The sequence below is a fragment of the Klebsiella sp. 54 genome, assembly GCF_018223875.1.
GTDB classification, from domain to species: domain Bacteria; phylum Pseudomonadota; class Gammaproteobacteria; order Enterobacterales; family Enterobacteriaceae; genus Klebsiella; species Klebsiella quasipneumoniae.
The window spans coordinates 211,064-235,619 of sequence record NZ_JAGRRA010000004.1 but is presented as its reverse complement, the minus strand read 5'-3'; the positions used below and the strand labels follow the sequence as shown (position 1 = coordinate 235,619).

Here is a 24,556-nt window from a genome sequence, read left to right as displayed (position 1 = left end):
TTACCAGGCCAGCGCCGTGCGGCGACGTTTCTCTTGGTTCATCTGCTCCAGCTTGTTGCGGTCTACGCAGACCAGGGCGTGCGTCGGGCAGACCTCCATGCAGGCCGGGCCGCTGTCGCGGTGGAAGCAGAGATCGCACTTGTTGGCTTCGGCTTTTTCCGCCACGACGTTCAGTCCGGCGCCGCTATGGCGGATCACCGGCCGCACCACTACCTCCATCGCCCCGTACGGGCAGGCGACGACACAGGTTTTGCAGCCGATGCAGCGCTCCTGCATCACGTGAACAAAGCCTTTATCGCGACTGATAGCGCCGTTCGGGCAGACGTTGGCGCAGGGGGCGTCCTCACACTGACGGCAGGCGGTGGCCGTGGAGACATTGACCCCTTTTATCACATGAATACGCGGCTGAAAGGTGTGCGGCGTCAGGGAGGCGCAGTCCTGATGTTCCTGATGGGACACCACGCAGGCCACTTCGCAAGTGCGACAGCCGATGCATTTGCTCGCATCGGCGATAATGAAACGGTTCATCCATTTCTCCAGCAGTAAGAGGGTTAGGCGCCGGAGTATGCATAATACGTTCCAATTTTTATATTATTGATAATAAATAGATTTTAATCGGTGATGCGCTGTCATCGTCAGTAGTGACGATGACAGCTGACGACGTCAGGCGCAGGGACCCGCCACCAGCGACTCACGCTCGATCAGCGCCCCTGGGAAACTCTGCTGAACATTGAATTCCCCGCCATCGAGCATAAATATCAGGCGATTAATGCTCTCTTTAATCATCTCCGTCACCGGCACCCGGACGCTGGCGAGCGACGGCACCATGTACGGCGCCAGCACAATATCGTCAAACCCCACCACCGAGACCTGCTCCGGCACCTTAATGCCCAGCTGGTGAAGCTGCTTCATCGCCCCGATGGCCATATCGTCATTGCTTGCCACCAGCGCGCTGTAGGTCACCCCGCGCTGACGTAGGCTCTCCACTGCCGCCGCGCCGGTTTCCGGCGTCCAGCGCCCTTCGGCGATGAGCGCCTCGTTCAGGGTAATGCCGTGGCCAGCCAGCGCGTCTTTGTAGCCGGCAAGACGCTCAACGCCGGTGGGCGAGTCAAGGGAGCCGGTAATAAAAGCGATATCGCGGTGGCCCAGGGCAATCAGCCGCTCCACCACCCGCATCGCCGACGCTTTTTGATCGGACCAGACGCAGTGGCTGGCGTGGCGGCGCAGGCGGCGGTTAAGCACCATGATCGGCTGCGAGTGGTTCTCAACGATCTCATCCATCTCGTCGACAGTGAGAAAACGCGGGTAGATGATGATCGCATCGCAGCGCAGATCCAGCAGGTACTGGATCGCCTCCCGCTCCTCTTGCGCGCTGTGCTTGCCATCCGCGAGGATCAGCTGCCGCCCCTTGTCCTCGGTCATCCGCGCCACCTGATACAGCAGCTCGCTGAAATAGACGCCGTGGTACAGGGTATTGGTCACCACCAGGCCGAGGGTTTGCGTGGTTTTGGTCGCCAGGTTGCGCGCCAGCAGATTCGGTCGGTAGCCGCTCTCCGCCACCGCCTTAAACACCCGGTCTTTGGTCTCCTGGCTGACATAGCCGTTGCCCGACAGCACCCGCGACACGGTCGCCTTCGATACCCCCGCGCGCTTAGCGACCTCCAGCATCGTTGCCATGTGATTCTTCCTGTTGCAAAAGTTGCAGGCAGTGTACTGCACGTTTCCCGCTTTTACAGCACTCCCCTGCTCACCGCGACGATTAGCGATCAAAATCACAAAATTGAGATCATATTTTTTTATTTCTTGTGCAATCAAATGAAACTAACCATGATTTTGTGGAACCGGTTTCCTATAAAACATGGTATCGCCCGGCGATGCGGCGCGGTAACAGATCAGTACCCTATTGATAAACAGGATAAAATCCGATGTCGAAAAATTATGCAGCCCTGGCGCAACAGATAGTCGCGGCATTAGGCGGAGTCGATAACGTCGTCGCCGTGACCCACTGCATGACTCGTCTGCGTTTCGTGGTCAAAGACAACGAACAGGTCGATAGCCCTACACTGAAAGGCCTGACCGGGGTGCTCGGCGTCGTGCGCAGCGATAACCAGTGCCAGGTGATCATCGGCAACACGGTCTCACAGGCCTATCGCGAGGTGGTGAATCTGCTGCCCGGCGACCTGCGCCCGGTCGAGCCGCAGGGCAAAGCGCCGGTCACCCTGAAACGCATCGGCGCCGGGATCCTTGACGCGCTGATCGGCACCATGTCGCCGCTGATCCCGGCGATTATCGGCGGATCGATGGTCAAGCTGCTGGCAATGATCCTTGAGATGAGCGGCGCGTTGCCGAAAGGCTCGCCGACGCTGACCCTCCTGACGCTTATCGGCGACGGCGCATTTTTCTTCCTGCCGCTGATGGTGGCCGCCTCCGCGGCGGTGAAATTCAAAACCAATATGTCGCTGGCCATCGCTATCGCCGGGGTGCTGGTGCATCCCGGGTTTATCGAATTAATGGCCAAAGCCGCTCAGGGCGAACATGTTGAATTTGCCTTTATCCCGGTGACCGCGGTGAAATACACCTACACGGTGATCCCGGCGCTGGTGATGACCTGGTGCCTGTCGTATATCGAACGCTGGGTGGATCGCATTACCCCGGCGGTGACGAAAAACTTCCTTAAGCCGATGCTGATCGTGCTGATCGCCGCCCCGCTGGCGATCCTGCTGATTGGCCCGCTCGGCATCTGGATCGGCAGCGCCATTTCCGCGCTGGTCTATACGATCCACAGCTATCTCGGCTGGCTGTCGGTGGCGATCATGGGCGGGCTGTGGCCGCTACTGGTGATGACCGGCATGCACCGGGTCTTTACGCCGACCATCATTCAGACCATCGCCGAAACCGGCAAAGAGGGCATGGTAATGCCGTCGGAGATCGGCGCTAACCTGTCGCTCGGCGGCTCTTCGCTGGCGGTGGCGTGGAAAACCAAAAACCCGGAACTGCGCCAGACGGCGCTGGCCGCCGCGGCATCGGCGATTCTGGCCGGGATTTCCGAACCGGCGCTGTACGGCGTGGCGGTGCGCCTGAAACGCCCGCTGATCGCCAGCTTGATCAGCGGCTTTATCTGCGGCGCGGTGGCGGGTTTCGCCGGACTGGCCAGCCACTCGATGGCGGCGCCGGGGCTGTTCACCAGCGTGCAGTTTTTCGATCCAGCCAATCCAATGACCATCGTCTGGGTGTTTGGCGTGATGGCGCTGTCGGTAGTGCTGTCGTTTGCCCTGACGCTGATCCTCGGCTTTGAAGATATTCCCGTTGAACAGGCCGCCGCCGACGCCCGAGCGCGCCAGGCCCAGGCCCAGGCAACCCACGCCTGAACACATCATTGATAACGAGGTAACGCATGGCGAGTTTCCCACAGGGATTTTTATGGGGCGGCGCACTGGCCGCCAACCAGTCTGAAGGCGCATGGCGCGAAGGGGGGAAAGGGATGGCCACCGTGGATACCCTCCCCCACGGCGCCCACCGTCTGCCGGTAAAATTAGGCCTGGAGAAGCGCTTCACGCTTCGCGAAGACGAATTCTACCCCAGCCACGAGGCGATCGATTTCTACCACCGCTACAAGGAAGATATCGCCCTGATGGCGGAGATGGGGTTCAGCGTCTTTCGCACCTCCATCGCCTGGAGCCGCCTGTTCCCGCGCGGCGACGAGCAGCAGCCGAATCCGCAGGGCATCGCCTTCTATCGCTCGCTGTTCGAAGAGTGCAAAAAGCACGGTATCGAGCCGCTGGTCACGCTGTGCCATTTTGACGTGCCGATGCACCTGGTGATGGAGTACGGCTCCTGGCGCAACCGCAAAATGGTGGATTTCTTTAGCCACTACGCCCGCACCTGCTTTGAAGCTTTTGACGGTCTGGTGAAATACTGGCTCACCTTCAATGAAATCAACATCATGCTGCACAGCCCCTACTCCGGCGCCGGTCTGGTGTTTGAAGCGGGAGAAAACCAGGAGCAGGTGAAGTATCAGGCCGCGCATCACGAGCTGGTGGCCAGCGCGCTGGCGACAAAAATCGCCCACGAGATAAACCCGCAAAATCAGGTCGGCTGCATGCTGGCGGGCGGTAATTTCTACCCTTACTCCTGCAAGCCGGAAGATGTCTGGATGGCGCTGGAGAAGGACCGCGAAAATCTGTTCTTTATTGACGTCCAGGCGCGCGGCGCCTACCCGGTGTGGGCCGCGCGGGTGTTCCGGGAAAAGGGGGTCACCATTGCGAAGCAGCCGGGCGATGACGAGATCCTCAAAAACACCGTCGATTTCGTCTCCTTTAGCTACTACGCCTCACGCTGCGCCTCGGCGGAGATGAACGCCAGCAACACCAATGCCGCCAATATCGTCAAGTCGCTGAAGAACCCGCACATTCCGGCCAGCGAATGGGGCTGGGGCATCGACCCGCTGGGTCTGCGCATCACCATGAACATGATGTACGACCGCTATCAGAAGCCGCTGTTCCTGGTGGAAAACGGGCTCGGCGCCCGGGACGAGATCGACGCCAGGGGCGAGATCAATGACGATTATCGTATCAGCTACCTGCGCGAGCACATCAAGGCGATGCGCGACGCCATCGGCGACGGTATTCCGGTGCTGGGTTACACCAGCTGGGGCTGTATCGATCTGGTCTCGGCGTCAACCGGCGAGATGAGCAAACGCTACGGCTTTGTCTATGTCGATCGCGACGACGCCGGCAACGGCACGCTGGCGCGCAAGCGTAAAAAGTCGTTCTTCTGGTACCAGAAGGTAATAGCCAGCAACGGCGCCGACCTCGACTAAGCGCGTCTCCGGCGCTCGCCCGTCTCCCTGCGCTGGCCGGGGGCCGGGGGACGGGCGTCTGCTTTCTGTTGCATCCATTACATGTTTTTTTCTCGAGCCTGATTCCAGTTTCTGGTTTGCCTCCCGTTCACAACAACTGGTATTTTATCCAGTATATTTTCAGGGGTATCTTCAGCAAGGAGCAAATCATGAACGCACAGCATCCCCCCGCAGCCAGAGGGATCGTCAGGGCCATTCGCCAGTTAACCGTGGGTTATGTCAGAAAACGCCATGAGAACCGCAAAACGCGGGAGACGCGGCGCTACACCCGCCACGCGGCCCTGAGCCTGAACGGCGACTGGCTGGAGCAGGCGGGATTTCCGGTCGGCACGCAGGTCAGAGTCTCGGTGTCGCCCGGTAAATTAGTGATAGAGAATCTTGAGCTGGCGCCGCCGGTAACGGGGCTCCCGGCAGGCCAGTCGTGCGCCGTCGGGGAGCCCTGATCGCCGCAGGGTTAATCGTCTGCGGCCTCCAGCCGGGCAAAGCCGCCGTGGTCCTGCCAGCCTGCCAGCTGCTGGTATACCCGGGCAACGGCCTCTTTCACCGGCTGGGTCATCGGATAATAAAAACCGACGATATCCGGCTGAATGCCGAGGAAGATCACCTCGCCGACGTCCTCTTTCAGCTGATCGACCAGATAGTTGAGCGGCATGTTATGGGTGGTCATCATAAACATCTCGGCGATGTCGTCGGGGTCGATGACGCGAATGTCGCCGGGGTTAAGGCCCATGTCGGTGGCATCAACAATCAGCAGGCGTTCGGGGCGTAATTCACGGATCGCCACGATGTCGTTTTCCGGCGCGCTGCCGCCGTCGATGACCACCCACTGGCCGGCCGGGTTCGCCGCGCACATCTCCGCCAGCAGCGGGCCGGCGCCGTCGTCGCCCATCATACTGTTGCCAACACAGAGTAAAACGTTAGTCACGTAATCTCCTCACCATCAGATAGATGGCGCTCTCCTGGTGAATATCATGCAGCATGCTGAGCATCGCTTTGCTCCACGCCTGCTGCTGCGGGGTCTGCGTGGACTGCGCTTTATCAAAGGCGTTGGCCAGCATTGCCACGTGGCTGCTGTCGATGACGATCTCGCCATACTTCGGCACGCCCTCCATTTTGCGCCGCGCGGCGCTGCCGGCCTCAAGGGTGGCGATCCACGCCAGATACGCCTCCCACGGGCAGCTCAGCGCCGCCTCAAGACAGTCGATAACGCCGAGGTGGTGGCCAATCGCCAGGCTGTAATAGACCACCTGCTGCGCCTGATCCGGCGTGGCGTCGTTCTCATCAATAAATTTACGGCTCAGCTGACTGAACACCACCGTCTCGCTCATCGGATACGCGCCCCCTCGACCACCTGGTTGAGATGGGTGACGATCTCGGTCAGACGCGGATCTTTTTCCGCCTCCAGCCAGCGCAGCACCTGGCTGTCGCCCTGGCCGAGCAGACGCATATAGTCGTCAGCAATCTGCCGGCCATAGCGATAGCCCGCCAGACGCCGCGCTTCGCGATCGATACGCACCCGCAGGGGTTGTACCATATCGGCGTGCAGCAGCTCGGTCGGCTGTTCGTCAAGCTCGCCCGGCAGGCGGGCGTGAATTTTCTGCTCCAGCAGGCCGAGGGCCATGGCGAAGCCGTACAGGGTGGCGGCGGGCGTCGGCGGGCAGCCCGGAATATAGACATCGACCGGTACGATTTTATCGGTACCGCCCCAGACGCAGTACAGGTCGTGGAAGATGCCGCCGCTGTTGCCGCAGGCGCCGTAGGAGATACAGATCTTCGGATCCGGCGCCGACTGCCAGGCGCGCAGCGCCGGGGAGCGCATCGCGCGGGTCACCGCCCCGGTAAACAACAGGATATCGGCATGGCGCGGCGAAGGCACAACCTTAATCCCGAAGCGTTCAGCGTCGAACAGCGGCGAAAGGGTGGCGAAGATTTCGATTTCGCAACCGTTACAACCACCGCAGTCGACGCGGTAGACGTAGGCCGAACGTTTAATTTTCTTCAGCAGCGAGGCCTTCATGCTGGCGATGGATTCATCCACCGTCATTGGCACCGGAATGCCGTTTTCATCGCGCGGGCCAAGTAAAGTGCTCATCAGCTGGCCTCCCTTATGTGGCGGGTCAGTTCAATACGATCGGACGGCACCAGACATTTCTGGCGCTTGCATTCTGGGCAGGTTTCGAAACTTTCGCGGTGCAGCTCGGCGCGGGTATCGCCGTTATGCTTGAGCAGCGCGATGGCGTAGTCGATCTCCTTTTGCACCGCGAACGGCCGCTGGCACTCCCGGCAGTGGCAGATAGCGAAGCGCGACTGCTGAAGGAAATCCTCTTTCTTCCACACCGCCAGCTCATACTCCGGCGACAGCTTAATCGCCGCCGTCGGGCAGACCTCTTCGCAGCGGCCGCAGAAGATGCAGCGCCCGAGGTTGAACTGCCACGCCAGCTGGTTAGTGGCCAGATCGGTCTCGACCATCAGGGCGTTCGATGGGCAGGCATTCACGCAGGCCGCGCAGCCGATACACTGCTGCGGGTTATGCTCCGGCTTGCCGCGGAAGTTTTTATCTACCGGCATCGGCTCCAGCGGGTAGGCGTGCGTCGCGGTGCCGGTCTTAATGACTTTTTTAATAAAGGTAAACATGGCGATTCCTTATTTCAGCGGCGAGTTTTTACGCTCGATGCTATAGCGCTCCAGCTCTTTGTACGGCACCACTTTGCTCTTCTTCTTGCGTACATCGACCACGGTCATGCGGTCGGTACAGGAGTAGCACGGGTCGAGGCTGCCGATGATCAGCGGCGCATCGGAAACGGTGTTGCCGCGCAGCATGTAGCGGAGGGTCGGCCAGTTGGCGTAGGTCGCCGCCCGGCAGCGCCAGCGGTACAGTTTTTGGTTGTCGCCGGTCATGCTCCAGTGGATATCGTCGCCGCGCGGCGCCTCGGAGAAGCCCAGCGCGAAGCGGTGCGGGATATAGGTGAACCCTTCCACCATCAGCGGACCGCCGGGCAGGTTATCGAGACCGTAATCAATCATGTTCAGCGCGGTATAAACCTCGTTGATCCGCACCTTGAGGCGGGATATCACGTCGCAGCCCTGCTCGCTGTGAACCTCCATCGGCAGCAGGCCGTAACCGACGAACGGATGGTCGGCGCGGGTATCGCGGGCGTGGCCGCTGGCGCGCACCATCGGGCCAACGTTACTGAAGTCGCGGGCGATTTCCGGGTCCAGCCGGCCAATGCCGACGGTGCGCTGCTCCATGTTCGGGGTGCTGAGCAGCATATCCACCAGCTCCTGCACATCGCGACGCATCTGCTGCGCCAGCTGACGGGTCTGGATCATGTCCTCTTTCAGCAGGTCGCGGCGGATCCCGCCGATCAGGTTCAGACCGTAGGTTTTACGCGCGCCGGTGAGGATCTCCGCCATCTTCATCGAGGTTTCGCGCACGCGGAAGAACTGCATAAAGCCTGAGTCGAAGCCGGTGAAGTGGCAGGCCAGACCAAGGTTCAGGAGGTGCGAATGCAGGCGTTCCACCTCCAGCAGAATGGCGCGGATCATCTGCGCCCGCTCCGGCACCACGATGCCCATCGCATTCTCCACCGAAGTGGTATAAGCGGTACTGTGGGCGAAGCCGCAGATGCCGCACACGCGGTCAGACAGGAAAGTCACTTCGTTATAACCCATGCGGGTTTCCGCCAGTTTCTCCATGCCGCGGTGGACATAGAACAGACGGTAATCGGCATCGATAATGTTCTCACCGTCAACGAACAGGCGGAAATGGCCGGGCTCATCGGAAGTGACGTGCAGCGGGCCGATCGGCACCACGTTGTTTTTCTTGCTGCCGAGCTCGTTGATGAACTCGTAGGTTTCGGCGTCGGTGGTCGGCGCCGGACGCTGGCGGTAGTCCATGCTGTCTTTACGCAGCGGATAGAGTTCGTCCGGCCAGTCGTCCGGCAGCACCAGCCGGCGTTCGTCCGGCAGGCCGACCGGCACCAGGCCGTACATGTCGCGCACTTCGCGCTCGCCCCACACCGCCGCCGGCACGCGCGGCGTCACCGACGGGTATTCCGGTTTGTTGGCGTCCACTTCCACGCGTACGGTGATCCAGCATTTGGTGCCCTGCTCCATCGACAGCACGTAATAGACCGCGTAGTGGCCGTTCAGCTTACGTTCATCGTTGCCGAACAGCACCGACAGCCAGCCGCCCTGCTGGTAGTAGAGAAACTCCACCACTTCCGGCAGGTAATTGACCTTCACGGTGATGGTTAACTGGTCTTTGGTCTGCCAGGCTTCGTCCAGCACCACGCCCGGAAAGGCCTGGTGCAGCGCCGCAAGATAGTGTTGACCGATTTTTTCTTCAGACATGCTCAAACTCTCTTAAATCACGCCACCAGCAAGGAGACGAAGGCTAAAAAGGCAAAACCAAACCCGGCCCAGGTGACGCGGGAGGTGGCACAAAAACGCAGACGCGCCATGCTGTTCTCGAACAGCGCGATGATCAGCACGCCCACCACCAGCTTGACGACGGCCACCACCAGCGCCAGCAGCAGGCCGCCGACGCTGAAGCTGGTCATCTGGCCCCACGGGAAAAAGACCCCGACAAACATCTGCAGCACCACCAGCTGTTTGAGGCTGATGCCCCACTTCAGGATGCCAAAGCCGCTACCGCTGTACTCGGAAAGCGGCCCCTCCTGCAGCTCCTGCTCCGCTTCCGCCAGATCGAACGGCAGTTTGCCCATCTCGATAAAGGTGGCGAAGGCGCAGGCGCACAGCGCCAGAATCAATGGAATGCTGCGCGCTGCCGGCCAGTGATAAAGGGTATCGGTAATGGTGCTGATGTGCGTCGAGCCGGCGACCTGTGCGGCGACCCACAGGCCCAGCAGCAGGATCGGCTCCACCAGCACGCCGAGCATCGCTTCGCGGCTGCTGCCCAGCGCGGTAAATGGGCTGCCGGTGTCCAGACCGGAAATCGCGAAGAAGAAACGGGCGATGGCGAACAGGTAGATCAGGGTGATGAGATCCCCAAGCACCGGCAGCGGAGAGTCCACCGTCACCACCGGCAAGGCGGTGGCGATGGTCAGCATCACGCCCACCATGACGTACGGCGTCAGGCGGAACACCCAGCCCGAGGCGTCGGGACCGACGCTCTGGCGGCCCAGCAGTTTCAGGATATCCCGATACTCCTGCAGCACGCCCGGACCGCGGCGGTTATGCAGCCGCGCGCGGGCGACGCGAACGATCCCGGATAACAGCGGCGCGACGGCAAACAGCGCCAGCGCCTGTAGCAATGCAATTAACAAACTCATTCTCAGGCTCCTCGCGAAATGACAATCACCACCAGCACCGCCAGCTCAACCAGCGCCATTCCGCGCAGCAGCGTTGGCGCCGAGGCCGATTGCCAGCCCGGCACCAGACGCACCGGATTCAGCCAGTGACGCAGCTTCAGCAGCGGCGCAAAGGCCTCTTTCACCGGCATGGCGAAACCGTGGGCAGTGACCACCATCGACTGTTCGTGATCGTAGCCGCAGACCCAGGCCGCGCCGCGCGAGCGCGCCGCCAGGCGATCGCCTTTAAAGAAGATCATCAGCAAGAACGGCAGCAGCGGGCAGGCGATAAGCAGCAGCGCGATCATCGGCTGCGACACCACGCTCGACACCTGGGCCTGCAGCGGGAAGGCACCGCTCACCAGCGGCAGCAGCCACGGCGCGGCGATGCCGCCAACGAGGCAGAAGACCGCCGCCATGACCACGCTCAGGGTCATCAGCCAGGGGGCGCAGGTGGCGTTTTCCGCCTCTTTGCTCCGCGGCGCGCCGAGGAAGGTGACGCCATAGACTTTGGCCATACACATCACCGCCAGCGCGCCGGTGATCGCCAGGCCGACCGCCAGCAGCGGCCCCAGAAGACGGCCAATAAACAGGTCGCTGGTGCTCATTTTGAAGAAGGACTGGTAGATAACCCACTCGCCGGCGAAGCCGTTCAGCGGTGGCAGGGCCGCCATCGCCATCAGCCCCACCAGCATGGCGAGGGAGATCAGCGGCATTTTTTTACCGATGCCGCCCAGCTTCTCGATATCGCGATGGCCGGTGCGGAACCACACCGCCCCGGCGCCGAGGAACAGCGTAGTTTTGAACAGGCTGTGGTTAATCAGGTGATACATGCCACCGATGAAACCCAGCACCATCAGCGTGCTGTTGCGGGTGGCCACGCCGGTGACGAAGGCGCCCAGCCCCAGCAGGATAATGCCGATGTTCTCCAGGGTGTGATAGGCCAGCAGGCGCTGAATGTTATGTTCCATCAACGCATACAGCCCGCCGATAAAGGCGGTGATCATCCCCAGCACCAGCAGCATCACGCCCCACCACAGCGGCGGCACGCCGCCGGCCAGCGAAACGGTTAACATGCCGTACAGACCGACCTTCATGACCACAGTGGAAAACAGCGCGGCGGCCGGCGCGCTGGCCCCGGCGTGCGCCTGCGGCGCCCAGCCGTGCAGCGGGATAGCCCCCGCCAGCAGGGCGAACCCCGCCAGCCCCGGCAGCCACAGCAGCGGACTCTGCATCATATCCACCGCCTGAAGATTGATCTGCGCCAGCTCGAGGGTGCCGTAGGTCGACCACACCAGCCAGCAGGTCCAGGCCATCAGCAACGTGCCGAGACGACCCAGGGCAAACCACAGCTTGCCGGAGGCGGCGCAGCCCGTGAGAAACGCCGCGCAGAGCGCCATGATCTCCGCCATCACCACCAGCGAGCCGATATTGGTCACCACCACCGCACAGGTGGCGGCGGCCAGCAGCAGGTTGACCAGCAGGCCGTTGGCCTTCACCTGCGGGTGGCGATGCCAGCTAATGTTAAACAGCGACACCGGCAGCGCCGACAGGCCAATGGCCAGCAGCCACAGGGCGTTCACGCCGCCCACCCGCATCGTCAGATGGAGAAACTGCAGCATGCCGCCGTGGATCCGATCCGGCATCAACAGCGCAGCGCCGCCGGCAACCACCAGCATGGCGCTGGCCACCGCGCCGCCGATCCCGGCAATGGCGCCGCTGAGCGGTTTACGCATGGCAAACACAAAGGCCAGCACGGCGCTGGCGGCGTACCATGTCACCGCCTGATTGACTAATCCAATTACACTCATTCCCTCTCCCCCTGTTGCGCCTGGAACAGCGACAAGTCGCCAAGGTCGGTATTAAAGGTCAGCTGGCGTTTACGCTTGCTGGCCAGGGCGATATCACGGCTATCCACCAGCATCAGCGCTTTGGTCGGGCAGGTCCGCACGCAGGCCGGGCCCTGGTCATCGAAGTGGCAGAGGTCGCATTTCACGGCAATGGCGCGCACCCCAGGCACCCAGTCGAGCAGCGAGCTGACGCGGGCCGGCGCCGGCGGCGCGGGGGGCGCCAGTCGGGTATTGGCATTGGCCGGAATATCCAGCGGACGGCTGCCAGAAAATTCGATCGCGCCAAACGGGCAGGCGATGCCGCACAGTTTGCAGCTTACGCACAGGCTCTCGTTGAGCTGGACAGCGCCATCGACGCGCTGGATGGCGTTAACCGGACAGACAGCGGCGCAGGGGGCGTCTTCGCAGTGGTGGCACATCTGCGGTGCCGATTCTTTTTCATTACGCATCACCTGCAGCCGCGGCATCGCCTGCAGGCCATGCTGGCGATGCGTCTCAGAGCAGGCGGCTTCGCAGGTGCGGCAGCCGATACAGACAGTGGAGTCAGCAATTACAAAACGGTTCACCGGGTCATCCTCGGGTGAAAGTCACTTTTGACGAAATCAGGTTGCGCAGGTGTCATTTTCGACACATGTCGACACCTTGCGATCAGTGGGTCAGAGCCAGATGGCTTAAGTCCACCGGTTGGTCTTGCTCCATGGCGTCGTACAGACGGTCATAGACGGTGGCGATAATCGCCAGATAGTGCTCCAGCACCTGGTCGCGGGAGCGGTTGCTGATCCGCCCGTCCACCGTGCCATCCGCGGCGAGCGTGGCCTGAGCAATCAGATACTTATCACCGCCGCCTTTGTTTTCGACGTAGTATTCGATGGTGTGGCTGTTGAAGCCTTCCGCCAGGGCGACGAACACCTGAAAATGGCCGAACAGCACGAAGCACAGCTCTTTGTCCGGCGCGCAGCTCATCGCGTGATGCAGGCGGGCTTTCGACAGGGTGATCCCCTGAACCAGCGAGTTACAGTAGATATGCCACTGCTCCTGCTGCTGCCGGTGACGGTCGGCGATGTAATCCGCCTTTTCACTTATTTCCCAAATAGTCATATCGGTTTCTCCGTAGCATGAGATGCACCGTTTAAGCATTTTCCGTGCCACATTTTATTTATTTGATTTAATTATGTTTTTATATTTACCTCCTGCCGACGCGACATGTCGATGACAGCCCCGGCGCGTCGTCATCGACATTTCCCACCGCCATGAGTCTGTTCTGGCATCGTTATTGCATAAAAGGCGCATCGCGATACGGAGGCGACTATGCACGAAATTACCCTCAGCCAGCGGGCGCTGGAAATTATTGAACAACAGGCGCAGCAGGCCGGCGCGCGACGGGTGACCGGCGTGTGGCTTAAGGTCGGGGCATTTTCCTGCGTCGAAGCCAGCGCCCTAACCTTCTGCTTTGAGCTGGTCTGCCGCGGCACGCTGGCGGAGGGGTGTGAACTGCATATCGCCGAACAACAGGCTGAATGCTGGTGCGAACGCTGTCAGCAGTACGTCCATCTTGTCTCGCAGCACGTCCGCCGCTGCCCGCACTGCAATAACGACCAGCTACAGATCGTGGCGGATGACGGCTTACAGATTCAGCGTTTAGAATTGGAGTAAATTATGTGTACGACATGCGGCTGTGGCGAAGGCAACCTCTATATTGAAGGAGACGAACGAAACCCGCATTCCGCGTTCCGCAGCGCCCCCTTCGCGCCCGCCCCACGCCAGACGATGACCATCACCGGCGTCAAAACTGACCACTTCGCCCCCACCCGCACGACAGAGGGCGATCTGCATTACGGCCATGGCGAAGCGGGGACTCACGCCCCGGGCCAGAGCCAGCGGCGGATGCTGGAAGTGGAAATCGACGTGCTGGATAAAAACAACCGCCTGGCGGCGCGCAACCGCGCGCGCTTTGCGGCAAAGCAGCAGCTGGTGCTGAATCTGGTTTCCAGCCCCGGCTCCGGCAAAACCACCCTGCTCACCGAAACCCTCACCCGGCTGAAAGGGCGTGCCGACTGCGCGGTGATCGAAGGCGACCAGCAAACGGTCAATGACGCCGCCCGCATTCGCGCCACCGGCACTCCGGCGATCCAGGTCAACACCGGGAAAGGCTGCCATCTCGACGCCCAGATGATCGCCGACGCCGCCCCGCGCCTGCCGCTGGCTGACCACGGCATTCTGTTTATTGAAAACGTCGGCAACCTGGTCTGCCCGGCGAGCTTCGACCTCGGCGAACGCCATAAGGTGGCGGTGCTGTCGGTCACCGAAGGCGAAGACAAGCCGCTGAAGTATCCGCATATGTTCGCCGCCGCCAGCCTGATGCTGCTCAACAAGGTCGACCTGCTGCCGTATCTCAATTTCGACGTCGGTAAATGCCTGGCCTGCGCCCGCGAGGTCAATCCGCATATTGAAATTATCCTCCTCTCCGCCACCAGCGGCGAAGGCATGGACCAGTGGCTCACCTGGCTGGAGACGCAACGATGTGCATAGGCATTCCGGGACAAATTTGCGCCATCAACGGCGTGCTGGCGAAGGTGGAAGTCTGTGGCATTCAGCGCGACGTTGACCTGACGCTGGTGGGCGCCGTTGACGAGCAGGGTCAGCCGCGTCTCGGCCAGTGGGTGCTGGTGCACGTCGGGTTCGCCATGAGCGTGATCAATGAAGCCGAAGCGCGCGATACGCTCGAGGCGCTGCAAAATATGTTTGACGTGGAGCCGGACGTCGGCGCCCTGCTGTACGGCGAGGAGCGATAATGCGTTACGTTGACGAATACCGCGCCCCCGAGCAGGTCATGCAGCTGGTGGCCCATCTTCAGCAGCGTGCCCATCTGCTGCCGCACACCGCGCAGCGTCCGCTGCGCATTATGGAGGTCTGCGGCGGCCATACCCATGCCATATTTAAGTTCGGTCTCGACCAGCTGTTGCCGGAGAATATTGAATTTATTCATGGGCCCGGCTGCCCGGTATGCGTCCTGCCGATGGGGCGCATCGACGCCTGCATTGAGATTGCCAGCCGCCCGGGGGTGATCTTCTGTACCTTCGGCGACGCCATGCGCGTGCCGGGCAAAAACGGCTCACTGTTGCAGGCGAAAGCCAGCGGCGCCGATGTTCGCATCGTTTACTCGCCGATGGACGCCCTGCGGCTGGCGCAGCAAAACCCGCAGCGTGAGGTGGTCTTTTTCGGTCTTGGTTTCGAAACCACCATGCCCGCCACCGCCCTCACCCTGCGTCAGGCGCGGGAGCGCAACGTCGAAAACTTCTTCTTTTTCTGTCAGCACATCACCCTGCTGCCGACCCTGCGCAGTCTGCTGGATCAGCCGGACAACGGTATCGACGCCTTTCTCGCCCCCGGCCACGTCAGTATGGTGATCGGCACCGAAGCCTACGGCTTTATCGCCAGCAACTATCATCGCCCGTTAGTGGTCGCCGGTTTCGAACCGCTTGATCTACTGCAAGGCGCGGTGATGCTGGTTGAGCAGACAATAGCGCAGCGTAGCGAAGTGGAAAATCAGTACCGTCGCGTGGTGCCGGATGCCGGCAACCCGCTGGCGCAGGCGGCGATGGCCGACGTGTTTTGCCTTGATGGCGACAGCGAATGGCGCGGTCTGGGGGTCATCAGCGACTCCGGCGTGCGCCTCACGCCGGCCTATCAGCGCTTCGATGCCGAGGCCCATTTCCGCCCGGCGCCGCAGCGCGTGTGCGACGACCCGCGCGCCCGCTGCGGCGAGGTGTTGACCGGTCGCTGTAAACCGCACCAGTGCCCGCTCTTCGCCAGCACCTGCAATCCGCAAAGCGCCTTTGGCGCGCTGATGGTCTCCTCGGAAGGGGCCTGCGCCGCCTGGTATCAATATCGCAGTCAGGAATATGAAGCATGAAAAGCGTCCAGTTAGCCCACGGTAGCGGCGGTCAGGCAATGCAGCAGCTGATCGGCGACCTGTTTATGCAGGCTTTCGCCAACCCCTGGCTGGCGGAGCAGGAGGATCAGGCGCGCCTCGATCTGGCGGCGCTTGCCGCTCAGGGGGATCGCCTCGCCTTCTCCACCGACAGCTATGTGATTGACCCGCTGTTCTTTCCCGGCGGCAATATCGGCAAGCTGGCCGTCTGCGGTACCGCCAACGACGTGGCGGTCAGCGGCGCCATCCCGCGCTATCTCTCCTGCGGGTTTATTCTCGAAGAGGGGCTGGAGATCACTACCCTGGAAGCGGTGGTCGCCAGCATGGCCGATACCGCTCGGGCGGCAGGGATCGCCATCGTCACCGGCGATACCAAAGTGGTGCCGCGCGGCGCGGCGGATAAGCTGTTTATCAACACCGCCGGCATCGGCGCCATCCCGGCGGACGTTCGCTGGGGGACGCAGCAGATCAGCGCCGGCGATGTGCTGCTGGTCAGCGGCACGCTGGGGGATCATGGCGCCACCATCCTTAATCTGCGTGAGCAGATGGGGCTCGACGGCGCGCTGTCCAGCGACTGCGCGGTGCTGACGCCGCTGATCCAAACCCTGCGGCCGCTGCGCGGCGTAAAAGCCCTGCGCGACGCCACCCGCGGCGGCGTCAACGCCGTCGCCCATGAGTTCGCCGTCGCCAGCGGCTGCGGCATTGAACTGCACGAGGCAAAGCTGCCGGTCAACGACACCGTGCGCGGGGTCTGCGAGCTACTCGGACTGGACGCCCTGAACTTCGCCAATGAAGGCAAGCTGGTGATCGCCGTCGCCCGCGAAGAAGCGGAAAATGTGCTGACGCATCTACGGTCTCACGCCCTGGGATGCGAGGCGGCGATAATCGGCGAGGTGGTCGCCCGCCCGGGGGTGCGTTCTGTCGGGCTGTACGGCGTGAAGCGGACGCTCGATCTTCCCCACGCCGAGCCGCTGCCGAGAATTTGTTAACGACGGCGTCGGGGCCCGGTTAGCGGCTGGCGCCTTATCCGGCTACAAAACTCCGCGCACTTGTAGCCCGGCTAAGCGCAGCGTAAGCCGGGAAAAGCCAGCATGAGTATCAAGCCCAAACCAGCGGTCGCCCACGGATGGGTTAACGGCGGTCACAACCGCCTTATTAACATACTATTATTTGTACCATCATTTTCTTATGCGCCGCGTTGCCGGCGCGTTTTGGATGTAAGCCATGTCGTATACACCGATGAGCGATCTCGGCCAGCAGGGTCTGTTTGATATCACCCGGCTTTTATTACAGCAGCCCGATCTGGCTGCGCTGAGCGAAACCCTGACCCGCCTGGTGCAACAGTCCGCGCTGGCCGACGAAGCGGCCATTATCCTGTGGAACGCAGGCAACCACCGCGCGGCCAGATACGCCTGCGATGAGGCAGGCCAGCCGGTGAGCTACGAAGATGAAACCGTGCTCGCCCACGGTCCGGTGCGCCGCTTACTCTCCCGGCCGGATGCCCTGCATTGCGATCATGAGACCTTTGCCGACACCTGGCCGCAGCTTATCCGTAGCGGGATCTATCGCCCGTTCGGGTACTACTCGCTGCTGCCGCTGGCGGCCGACGGGCGGATCTTCGGCGGTTGCGAATTTCTGCGTCGTGACAACCGGCCATGGAGCGAGAAAGAGTTCCAGCGGCTGCATACCTTTGCGCAGATCGTCGCCGTGGTCACCGAGCAGATTCAGAACCGGGTCAGCAACAACGTCGATTACGATCTGCTGTGCCACGAGCGCGACAACTTTCGCATCCTGGTGGCGATCACCAACGCGGTCCTCTCGCGTCTGGATATCGACGAGCTGGTCAGCGAGGTGGCGAAAGAGATCCATCGCTACTTCCGGATCGATGCCATCAGCGTAGTGCTGCGCAGCAACCGCAAAGGGAAGCTCAACATCTATTCCACCCACTATCTTGACGCCAGCCATCCGGTTCACGACCAGAGCGAGGTGGATGAAGCCGGCACCCTCACCGAGCGGGTGTTCAAAAGCAAAGAGATGCTGCTGCTTAACCTGCACGAGCATGACACTCTCGCGCCGTACGAGAAAATGCTCTTCGAGATGTGGGGCAACAAGATCCAGACCCTGTGCCTGCTGCCGCTGATGTCCGGCAACACCCTGCTCGGCGTGCTGAAGCTGGCGCAGTGCGACGAACAGGTGTTTACCACCACCAATCTCAAGCTGCTGCGGCAGATCGCCGAGCGGGTGTCGATCGCTATCGATAACGCCCTCGCCTACCGCGAAATTCAGCGCCTGAAAGAGCGACTGGTGGATGAGAACCTCGCCCTCACCGAGCAGCTCAACAATGTCGAGAGCGAATTCGGGGAGATCATCGGCCGCAGCGAGGCGATGAACAATGTGCTCAAGCAGGTCGAGATGGTGGCCCACAGCGACAGCACCGTGCTGATCCTCGGCGAAACCGGCACCGGTAAAGAGCTTATCGCCCGCGCCATTCATAACCTCAGCGGACGAAACAGTCGGCGGATGGTGAAGATGAACTGCGCCGCGATGCCCGCCGGGCTGCTGGAGAGCGATCTGTTCGGCCACGAACGCGGCGCGTTTACCGGGGCCAGCGCCCAGCGTATCGGCCGCTTCGAACTGGCGGACAAAAGCTCCCTGTTCCTTGATGAAGTGGGCGATATGCCGCTGGAGTTGCAGCCCAAGCTGCTGCGCGTCCTCCAGGAGCAGGAGTTCGAACGCCTGGGGAGCAACAAGCTGATCCAGACCGACGTCCGACTGATCGCCGCCACCAACCGCGATCTCAAGCAAATGGTTATCGACAGGGAATTCCGCAGCGATCTCTACTACCGGCTCAACGTGTTCCCGATCCACCTGCCGCCGCTGCGCGAGCGTCCCGACGACATCCCGCTGCTGGTGAAGGCGTTTACCTTCAAAATCGCCCGCCGCATGGGACGCAATATCGACAGCATCCCGGCGGAAACCCTGCGCACCCTGACGCGCATGGAGTGGCCGGGCAACGTGCGCGAGCTGGAAAACGTCATCGAACGGGCGGTCCTGCTGACCCGCGGCAACGTGCTGCAGCTCTCCCTGCCGGAGCGGGATATCGTCGAGCCTCCGCGGTCGCCAGAGGTCCTGCCTGAGGAAGGCGAAGATGAATATCAACTGATCGTCCGGGTGCTGAAGGAGAGCAACGGCGTGGTGGCCGGGCCGAAGGGCGCCGCCCAGCGGCTGGGGCTGAAGCGCACCACGCTCCTGTCGCGCATGAAGCGGCTGGGCATTAATAAAGACGAACTGGTGTAGCCTCGCACGCTCCCTCTTTGCGCGCCGCCAGGAGGGAGCGCTGGCGCAGCGCGCTATTTGTCGCGGGTAAAACCGTTGCTGGTCGCCAGTTCGGCAAACCACAGCGCATTGCGTTTTATCTGTCGCTCGCCGGTATCCAGATCCAGTCGCCAGAAGCCGTAGCGCCGTTTGAAGGCATTGATCCACGACCAGTTGTCGATAAACGTCCACTGATGCACGCCAAAGCAGTTCGCGCCGTCGGCAATAGCGCGGTGCAGCTGCACCAGATGCTCTTCCATCAGTTGAATGCGGAAAGTATCGTCTATGACCCCGTCCGCCCCGGGCTCTCCCTCTGATTGTCGATCCATCGCGATACCGATTTCCGCGAGATACCACTTAATATTGCCGTAGTTTTCACGAATATTGGCGGCAATGTCGTAAATAGCCTGCGGCAGGATCTCGTTGTTATCACGATAGGGGTTAAAGCGGCCCTGCGGGTTCACCGCGTTTTCGAAATAGTATTCCGGGGTGAAATAATCGAGGTCATATTCGCTCTCACGCGCTTTTACCCGCCGCGGCACGTAATAGTTCACCCCAAGAAAATCGATCTCCGCGCTGAGGATCAACGCCACGTCGTCTTTGCTGGTCGTCGGCAGGCAGTCGTGGGCGGCGAGGATCTTGCACAGCGCTTTAGGGAATTCATGTTTTACCAGCGGGTCAAGGAAGCTGCGGTTAAAAAACAGGTCGGCATACCAGGCGGCCTTTTTATCCGCGTCGCTGTCGGTGAGCGTATAGCTCGGAGTCAGGTTGAGCACCACGCCGATCTCGCCCGCCAGCGCCAGTTCACGATAAGCCGTTACCGCTTTGGCATGCGCCAGCATAATGTTAAACGCCACCTGCGCCGCCAGCCGGCCATCTTTCTTACACGGATAGTGGAAGTCGTACAGGTAGCCTCCCTCAACCGGTACAATCGGCTCGTTGAAGGTTATCCAGTATTTAACCTTATGGCCAAACAGGTTAAAGGCGGTGCGGGCAAAGCGGGCAAACAGCTCTGCTACGTGCGCCGATTCAAAGCCACCGTACTGTTTCTGCAGCACCTCCGGCATATCAAAATGGTAGAGATTGATCATCGGCTCAATGCCGTTGGCGATCATCTCATCAAGATAGGCGTGATAAAAACGCACCGCGTCCGGGTCCGGCGCGCCGGTTTCAAAATCCGCGATCAGTCGTGACCACTGAATCGAGGTTCGAAACGAGTTGAAGCCGGTCTGTTTCATCAGCGCCACGTCCTGCGGATACTGATGATAAGTATCACACACGGTTTGCGGCCCTACCTGTTGATAAAATCGCTCCGGCTGTTCAGCAAACCAGCTGTCCCAGATGGAACGATGGCGCTTATTGGTGACCCCTTCCGTTTGCGGGCCGGACGCCGCCGCCCCCCACAGAAACCCTTGCGGAAACTGATACTGCTGCATAACCTCTCCTTTCGAAAAAAGGCTGCGCCCGTCTGGCGCAGCCTGAGCGTACTACTCCGCGACCACTTCGATCGATTTAATAAACATATAGCCCCAGTCGCCGGCGAAGCGGCCGAAGTCAACCTGATTGCTCCCCGCTTTCAGCGTTACGGGTATCCGCAGCTGCTGGCCCTGCTCATCCGTCTGCGGGAAGGCCACGGCCTGCGGAGCGCCCCCGTTGACGACAAAGGAGTTCTGCTTGCCGCCCCATTTGCCGTTGAAGGTTACGTTGAGCTGGAACTGACCGCTCCACGGCGCCTGCACCTGCCAGCTGATCTTATCCCCCTCGCTGGCAAATGGGCCGAGAAAACCGTCCTCGCCAACTGCCAGCGCGTCTTTATCACTCTTCATTACCGCCAGGCGCCCCTCAGCCACGCCATAGACTTTGCCGTGATAACGACAGAAATCCGCCGGCGCCTTCCCCGTCGCCTCGCCCACCGTCACGGTCACGGTTTTGCTGCTTTTCAGCAGCCCATCGTCGGCAGTGAACGTCAGCGCATAGGTGCCTGGCGCCGTGAACCAGGCCCGGGTTTGCGGCCGATCGGCATGGCAGAAATGTACCTGTCCGTCGCCGGCGTGCTGCCAGCCCACTTTCACCTCTCGCGACGGCAGGCCATCGTCCTGCCAGTTGGCCGTAAGCTCGACGCCCTGGTCCTGAGTGGTAGTTAAGGCGGGTTCCAGCGTGATAGCCGGCGGCTGATTCACCTCACTATGCTTCACGCTAATCACATTGGAAGGGGCAGAACGACCGCTCTCGTTTTTCGCCGTCACCCGGTAGTAGTACGTCCGCCCGAGCTGAAGCTGACGATAATCGTCGCGGAACAGAACCATGGTTTCCGGGTTCCATTCGTTAACGCCATCGGATATATCCCGGCCCACCACCGTCCACGGCCCGGTCGGCGAGCCAGCGCGTTCGACATCGTAGCTACGTCCTACCGCGGCACCCATCCAGTTGATCGCGAAGGGCGAGGTGGTCTCGCGCAGCAGAGGCGCGTCCGGCTTCGGCAGCGGCGCCATCCTCTGCTGTCCGGCCATCTGCGCTGCGGCGGTGCGCACCAGATCGACCACCGCCTGCTCCTGGTTCGCTTCGCCTTCTTTTGCAAACCCCGGCAGGTGGTAGCTGTAGTGTCCGGTCGACTCCTTATGCCAGTAGAAGCCGCCGTCGTGACGATGGCCGCGGAAGCCCCAGATAAGCCCCCCGGCGGCTTGCGCCCCGTTGACCTCGCTGTGAACAATCGACTGCATAATGGCGTTCAGCTGATCCGCCGGCAGCAAGCCAAACTCGCCGACGAGATAGACTTTTTGCCCGCCGACGGCGCGTAGATCCTGCGTCACCTGCCCGGGATGGTTATTATCGGCGTTGGTGTAATAGTGATTACTGACGATATCCACATTGGGGTCAGTCAACGCAAAAGAATTGATTTTCTTATAGGTGCCATCCATCACCAGCTGGTTGGGAGCCCACTTTTTAATCCACGCCGCGGTCTGCTGCAGAAAATCGGCATTGGTATCCTCCAGCTCGTTACCGGTCTCCCAGGCCATGATCGCCTTCTCATCAAAATAGGCGCGGCCGGTGACGGTATTTGTCCGGGTGATGACCTGACGGATCACATCCAGATAGGCTTTGAAGGTCTTGCTATCGGTACGATAAAAGTCTTCCGCTTTTTCGTGGTAGAACGCCGCCAGCTGCTCGCGCCCGCCCCACCACCACCAATGGTCGATAAAGGGCAGGATCAGACGCAATCCCTGTTTATCCGCTTCGGCAATCATGTTGTCATACACCCGCATGGCTTTCTCATTCAGCCGCGGCATGCCGTCCGCCGTTTCCGGCGCGAGAATATGGGTCTCGCGGCCGCAGGCCTTGTCAAACTCCTGCTGCACCGACAGCACGTAGACGCGCTGGGCTTTCGCCCCGGTTTGCACCATCGCCTGGATCCAGTTTTGCTGCTCCTGGGCCGTCGGCCATTTAAAGTATTGCCCCCAGCCGCGCGGGTCTGCCCTGCAGGGGCCGCGGGCGTCGTCTTCAATGCGGTGCAGCTCCGGCGCGTGGATCCCGGCGAAGCGAAACACCTTATCGCCATCCTTGAGAGCGGCGCCGTCGCGAGTGATAAAGTGTTCAAAATGCGAGCGCTCGGCGGCCAACGCCCCGCCGGCCCCCAGCGCGGACAGCAGCCCCATTAGCAGCAGGTTTTTCATCGGCTTCATCGCTGTCTCTCCTTAGAACCAGACTTCGGCCTGTACGCCGAAGTTAACGGTGTCGGTTGAGCCACTGCGGGAATAACCGCCGGCGGTGATGGTATTGGTATCCCAGTTGTAGTTGCCGTCCAGCGCATCGGAGACACCTTTGTCCCACTTCGCGTAGGTGACGAAGAAACGCAGCTGCGGGCGCGCCCAGAAGCCGGAGTCAAAGGTCAGCGTTGGCGCAACGGTGACTTTGGTCAGGCCGCCTTTGCCTTTGCCGTTAACCCCTTTGTAGTTTTTGTCATCCAGGTATTCGTAGCCCAGCTCGTACTGCATGGCAAAGTTGCGGGTGATCTGATGATAGGGGCGGATACCGGCGACCCACATCGAGCGTCCCCAGCCATTGTCATCTTCCGTCCACCAGCGGTAGTTTTTATCCTTCTGCCAGAAGGCGAAGGTGGAGATTTCCAGATCGCCCATCGAGGCCACGCTATCCAGCACCACCCGCCAGGACTGGGTGTTTTCCAGATTGGCCCAGCCCCAGCCGTTTTTACCCAGCGAATCGCCCGCCGCCAGCCCTTTGCCGTACTGCAATGCGAGGCGGGAGTACCCCCCGGTGAGGCCATAAAAACCGTCAAAGTTATAAATACCGGTCACGCCATAGCCCTTTTCGGCGGAAGTCGGATGTTTTTCGTTACGGTTCATGTGGTGGCCGATCAGCTCCAGATCGAAGCCTGTCCCGGCGATCTTTTTCAGCCACAGGTTGAGGGAGTAATCATCCGGGTAGCCCTGATCTCCCTTATCCACCGGGTAGGCTTTGGTTTCATCGGTGGGCGAAAAGGCGTAGACCCCGGCGTCGAAGCGGGCGAAGCCCAGATCCATGTTATCGAAGCCGCCGCCGGTGCCATTGTATTGAATGTACTCCCAGTCAAACTGATGGCTGGAAGTGTTGGAGCTGCTGTAGCGCTTACCGGCCCAGAAAGTCATTTCCGGCGCAAAATCCAGATTGCTCAGCTCGGCGAACCCTTCACGAAACTGCACATCATGGCCATCGTCATCCTGACAGTTCCAGTCGGAGGTGCATTTCGACTGGTGAGTGAGGTTGGCCTGCACTTTCGCCACCACGCCGCTGTCCGCCGTCAGCGTTACGGTGGGGATCAGTTCGATCTTGGTGTCTTCTTCGTTGCCCAGTCGCCACTTGCCGTCCGGCATCAGGCCGACGGAGTCCGCGCGGTTGCCATCAGAATTGGCAAGGATCCCGGAGCGAATATAGCCATGCAGCGCAAAATCATACTTCGGATCGGCGCAGGCCAGGCTGCTGGTCCCGGCCAGCGAGAGGAGAGCCAGAGGTATTGAGTGTTTCAGCTTTATCATTATTTTTTTCCCACGTTATGTTTGTTAACACGAACCGATAACGGAGGGGAAATTTACGGATCAAAAATGGAAATGTACATCCACTAATGGAAAGCGCTTTCCATAATTGCCTATCTGGTTCACAAAATTCGCTCTGCGACGAATATATTCGTGAGACTGATCACATAAAATAACAAGAATACCGCCGGAAGCCGGCAGCAGAGCGGAAGAAAGAGAAAGTGAACAGGTGCCGTCGGGGGATAAGCCGCCGACGGCGAGGG

General features: G+C 60.8%; 23 protein-coding genes. 9 read left to right on the top strand and 14 right to left on the bottom strand.

The genetic code is table 11. The annotated features are described in order from the left end of the window. The gene (gene hydN / locus KHQ24_RS12600) at positions 1 to 528 is read right to left on the bottom strand and encodes an electron transport protein HydN (RefSeq protein ID WP_004205658.1); all 528 of its coding nucleotides are present in this window, start codon (positions 526 to 528) and stop codon (positions 1 to 3) included. A gap of 135 nt (positions 529 to 663) precedes the next feature. Continuing rightward, positions 664 to 1,677, bottom strand: coding sequence for a LacI family DNA-binding transcriptional regulator (locus KHQ24_RS12595; RefSeq protein WP_017899639.1), 1,014 nt, complete (start codon positions 1,675 to 1,677; stop codon positions 664 to 666). A 248-nt stretch (positions 1,678 to 1,925) separates the two neighbouring features. On the opposite strand from KHQ24_RS12595, the gene ascF reads away from it, so the two are divergent. From ascF to KHQ24_RS12580, 3 genes are all read left to right on the top strand, one after another. Then, positions 1,926 to 3,368: a PTS cellobiose/arbutin/salicin transporter subunit IIBC gene (ascF, locus tag KHQ24_RS12590; protein ID WP_211777303.1), complete on the top strand. Its 1,443-nt coding sequence runs from the start codon at positions 1,926 to 1,928 to the stop codon at positions 3,366 to 3,368. A gap of 26 nt (positions 3,369 to 3,394) precedes the next feature. Continuing rightward, positions 3,395 to 4,819: a 6-phospho-beta-glucosidase gene (locus KHQ24_RS12585; protein WP_064178263.1), complete on the top strand. Its 1,425-nt coding sequence runs from the start codon at positions 3,395 to 3,397 to the stop codon at positions 4,817 to 4,819. A 188-nt stretch (positions 4,820 to 5,007) separates the two neighbouring features. Continuing rightward, a complete protein-coding gene (locus KHQ24_RS12580; protein ID WP_064178262.1) occupies positions 5,008 to 5,301 on the top strand; it encodes a SymE family type I addiction module toxin in 294 nt (97 codons plus the stop codon). A gap of 11 nt (positions 5,302 to 5,312) precedes the next feature. Here the strand turns inward: KHQ24_RS12580 and hycI are convergent, their stop codons facing one another. From hycI to hycA, 9 genes are all read right to left on the bottom strand, one after another. Then, positions 5,313 to 5,783, bottom strand: coding sequence for a hydrogenase maturation peptidase HycI (gene hycI, locus KHQ24_RS12575; protein WP_114508399.1), 471 nt, complete (start codon positions 5,781 to 5,783; stop codon positions 5,313 to 5,315). Further along, positions 5,776 to 6,186, bottom strand: a complete 411-nt coding sequence (locus tag KHQ24_RS12570; RefSeq protein ID WP_004205651.1) for a formate hydrogenlyase maturation HycH family protein — start codon at positions 6,184 to 6,186, stop codon at positions 5,776 to 5,778. The genes hycI and KHQ24_RS12570 overlap by 8 nt, the downstream gene beginning before the upstream one ends. Next, entirely contained in the window at positions 6,183 to 6,950 is a 768-nt protein-coding gene (locus tag KHQ24_RS12565; protein WP_002914891.1) for an NADH-quinone oxidoreductase subunit B family protein, read from the bottom strand. The genes KHQ24_RS12570 and KHQ24_RS12565 overlap by 4 nt, the downstream gene beginning before the upstream one ends. Continuing rightward, entirely contained in the window at positions 6,950 to 7,492 is a 543-nt protein-coding gene (locus KHQ24_RS12560; protein ID WP_048325491.1) for a formate hydrogenlyase complex iron-sulfur subunit, read from the bottom strand. Before KHQ24_RS12560 ends, KHQ24_RS12565 begins: the two co-directional genes overlap by 1 nt. Before the next feature lie 9 nt (positions 7,493 to 7,501). Next, on the bottom strand, positions 7,502 to 9,211 hold the full coding sequence (gene hycE / locus KHQ24_RS12555; protein ID WP_004205649.1) for a formate hydrogenlyase subunit HycE: 1,710 nt from the start codon (positions 9,209 to 9,211) through the stop codon (positions 7,502 to 7,504). A gap of 17 nt (positions 9,212 to 9,228) precedes the next feature. Beyond that, positions 9,229 to 10,152, bottom strand: a complete 924-nt coding sequence (locus KHQ24_RS12550; protein WP_004205648.1) for a respiratory chain complex I subunit 1 family protein — start codon at positions 10,150 to 10,152, stop codon at positions 9,229 to 9,231. Between the two features lie 2 nt (positions 10,153 to 10,154). Further along, a complete protein-coding gene (hycC, locus tag KHQ24_RS12545) occupies positions 10,155 to 11,981 on the bottom strand; it encodes a formate hydrogenlyase subunit 3 (protein WP_211777302.1) in 1,827 nt (608 codons plus the stop codon). Beyond that, positions 11,978 to 12,586 carry a 4Fe-4S dicluster domain-containing protein gene (locus tag KHQ24_RS12540; RefSeq protein ID WP_004205646.1) on the bottom strand — a complete coding sequence of 203 codons (609 nt, stop codon included), beginning with the start codon at positions 12,584 to 12,586 and terminating at the stop codon, positions 11,978 to 11,980. Before KHQ24_RS12540 ends, hycC begins: the two co-directional genes overlap by 4 nt. Positions 12,587 to 12,668: 82 nt before the next feature. Continuing rightward, positions 12,669 to 13,118, bottom strand: a complete 450-nt coding sequence (hycA, locus tag KHQ24_RS12535) for a formate hydrogenlyase regulator HycA (RefSeq protein WP_004205645.1) — start codon at positions 13,116 to 13,118, stop codon at positions 12,669 to 12,671. Between the two features lie 210 nt (positions 13,119 to 13,328). On the opposite strand from hycA, the gene hypA reads away from it, so the two are divergent. The 6 genes from hypA (at position 13,329) to flhA (ending at position 19,248) form a co-directional block, all read left to right on the top strand. Beyond that, complete coding sequence (gene hypA, locus KHQ24_RS12530) at positions 13,329 to 13,673, top strand: hydrogenase maturation nickel metallochaperone HypA (protein ID WP_004205644.1); 345 nt, start codon at positions 13,329 to 13,331, stop codon at positions 13,671 to 13,673. Between the two features lie 3 nt (positions 13,674 to 13,676). Beyond that, complete coding sequence (hypB, locus tag KHQ24_RS12525; protein WP_017899634.1) at positions 13,677 to 14,549, top strand: hydrogenase nickel incorporation protein HypB; 873 nt, start codon at positions 13,677 to 13,679, stop codon at positions 14,547 to 14,549. Then, entirely contained in the window at positions 14,540 to 14,812 is a 273-nt protein-coding gene (locus tag KHQ24_RS12520) for a HypC/HybG/HupF family hydrogenase formation chaperone (RefSeq protein WP_020805096.1), read from the top strand. Before hypB ends, KHQ24_RS12520 begins: the two co-directional genes overlap by 10 nt. Further along, positions 14,812 to 15,933: a hydrogenase formation protein HypD gene (gene hypD, locus KHQ24_RS12515; RefSeq protein ID WP_048325494.1), complete on the top strand. Its 1,122-nt coding sequence runs from the start codon at positions 14,812 to 14,814 to the stop codon at positions 15,931 to 15,933. The genes KHQ24_RS12520 and hypD overlap by 1 nt, the downstream gene beginning before the upstream one ends. Next, the gene (gene hypE / locus KHQ24_RS12510; RefSeq protein ID WP_004205640.1) at positions 15,930 to 16,940 is read left to right on the top strand and encodes a hydrogenase expression/formation protein HypE; all 1,011 of its coding nucleotides are present in this window, start codon (positions 15,930 to 15,932) and stop codon (positions 16,938 to 16,940) included. Before hypD ends, hypE begins: the two co-directional genes overlap by 4 nt. Before the next feature lie 235 nt (positions 16,941 to 17,175). Next, the gene (gene flhA, locus KHQ24_RS12505) at positions 17,176 to 19,248 is read left to right on the top strand and encodes a formate hydrogenlyase transcriptional activator FlhA (RefSeq protein WP_004205639.1); all 2,073 of its coding nucleotides are present in this window, start codon (positions 17,176 to 17,178) and stop codon (positions 19,246 to 19,248) included. A 53-nt stretch (positions 19,249 to 19,301) separates the two neighbouring features. Here flhA and KHQ24_RS12500 read toward each other — a convergent pair whose 3' ends face one another. Genes KHQ24_RS12500 through KHQ24_RS12490 form a run of 3 tightly spaced genes read right to left on the bottom strand, consistent with a single transcriptional unit; the run spans position 19,302 to position 24,296 of the window. Continuing rightward, a complete protein-coding gene (locus tag KHQ24_RS12500; RefSeq protein WP_065905314.1) occupies positions 19,302 to 20,702 on the bottom strand; it encodes a glycoside hydrolase family 1 protein in 1,401 nt (466 codons plus the stop codon). A 51-nt stretch (positions 20,703 to 20,753) separates the two neighbouring features. After that, entirely contained in the window at positions 20,754 to 22,946 is a 2,193-nt protein-coding gene (locus tag KHQ24_RS12495; RefSeq protein ID WP_064187468.1) for a CBM35 domain-containing protein, read from the bottom strand. Positions 22,947 to 22,958: 12 nt separating this feature from the next. Further along, on the bottom strand, positions 22,959 to 24,296 hold the full coding sequence (locus tag KHQ24_RS12490) for a maltoporin (protein ID WP_004205637.1): 1,338 nt from the start codon (positions 24,294 to 24,296) through the stop codon (positions 22,959 to 22,961). Between the last annotated feature and the right edge of the window lie 260 nt (positions 24,297 to 24,556).

What these genes read in the sequence shown, in the direction of transcription:
- KHQ24_RS12550 (WP_004205648.1), bottom strand. Translation starts at nt 10,152, where the DNA reads ATGAGTTTGTTAATTGCATTGCTACAGGCGCTGGCGCTGTTTGCCGTC.
- hypA (WP_004205644.1), top strand. Translation starts at nt 13,329, where the DNA reads ATGCACGAAATTACCCTCAGCCAGCGGGCGCTGGAAATTATTGAACAA.
- hycE (WP_004205649.1), bottom strand. Translation starts at nt 9,211, where the DNA reads ATGTCTGAAGAAAAAATCGGTCAACACTATCTTGCGGCGCTGCACCAG.
- KHQ24_RS12500 (WP_065905314.1), bottom strand. Translation starts at nt 20,702, where the DNA reads ATGCAGCAGTATCAGTTTCCGCAAGGGTTTCTGTGGGGGGCGGCGGCG.
- hydN (WP_004205658.1), bottom strand. Translation starts at nt 528, where the DNA reads ATGAACCGTTTCATTATCGCCGATGCGAGCAAATGCATCGGCTGTCGC.
- KHQ24_RS12570 (WP_004205651.1), bottom strand. Translation starts at nt 6,186, where the DNA reads ATGAGCGAGACGGTGGTGTTCAGTCAGCTGAGCCGTAAATTTATTGAT.
- KHQ24_RS12490 (WP_004205637.1), bottom strand. Translation starts at nt 24,296, where the DNA reads ATGATAAAGCTGAAACACTCAATACCTCTGGCTCTCCTCTCGCTGGCC.
- KHQ24_RS12565 (WP_002914891.1), bottom strand. Translation starts at nt 6,950, where the DNA reads ATGAGCACTTTACTTGGCCCGCGCGATGAAAACGGCATTCCGGTGCCA.
- hypD (WP_048325494.1), top strand. Translation starts at nt 14,812, where the DNA reads ATGCGTTACGTTGACGAATACCGCGCCCCCGAGCAGGTCATGCAGCTG.
- KHQ24_RS12520 (WP_020805096.1), top strand. Translation starts at nt 14,540, where the DNA reads ATGTGCATAGGCATTCCGGGACAAATTTGCGCCATCAACGGCGTGCTG.
- KHQ24_RS12580 (WP_064178262.1), top strand. Translation starts at nt 5,008, where the DNA reads ATGAACGCACAGCATCCCCCCGCAGCCAGAGGGATCGTCAGGGCCATT.
- KHQ24_RS12560 (WP_048325491.1), bottom strand. Translation starts at nt 7,492, where the DNA reads ATGTTTACCTTTATTAAAAAAGTCATTAAGACCGGCACCGCGACGCAC.
- flhA (WP_004205639.1), top strand. Translation starts at nt 17,176, where the DNA reads ATGTCGTATACACCGATGAGCGATCTCGGCCAGCAGGGTCTGTTTGAT.
- KHQ24_RS12585 (WP_064178263.1), top strand. Translation starts at nt 3,395, where the DNA reads ATGGCGAGTTTCCCACAGGGATTTTTATGGGGCGGCGCACTGGCCGCC.
- hypB (WP_017899634.1), top strand. Translation starts at nt 13,677, where the DNA reads ATGTGTACGACATGCGGCTGTGGCGAAGGCAACCTCTATATTGAAGGA.
- hypE (WP_004205640.1), top strand. Translation starts at nt 15,930, where the DNA reads ATGAAAAGCGTCCAGTTAGCCCACGGTAGCGGCGGTCAGGCAATGCAG.
- ascF (WP_211777303.1), top strand. Translation starts at nt 1,926, where the DNA reads ATGTCGAAAAATTATGCAGCCCTGGCGCAACAGATAGTCGCGGCATTA.
- hycC (WP_211777302.1), bottom strand. Translation starts at nt 11,981, where the DNA reads ATGAGTGTAATTGGATTAGTCAATCAGGCGGTGACATGGTACGCCGCC.
- KHQ24_RS12495 (WP_064187468.1), bottom strand. Translation starts at nt 22,946, where the DNA reads ATGAAGCCGATGAAAAACCTGCTGCTAATGGGGCTGCTGTCCGCGCTG.
- hycA (WP_004205645.1), bottom strand. Translation starts at nt 13,118, where the DNA reads ATGACTATTTGGGAAATAAGTGAAAAGGCGGATTACATCGCCGACCGT.
- KHQ24_RS12595 (WP_017899639.1), bottom strand. Translation starts at nt 1,677, where the DNA reads ATGGCAACGATGCTGGAGGTCGCTAAGCGCGCGGGGGTATCGAAGGCG.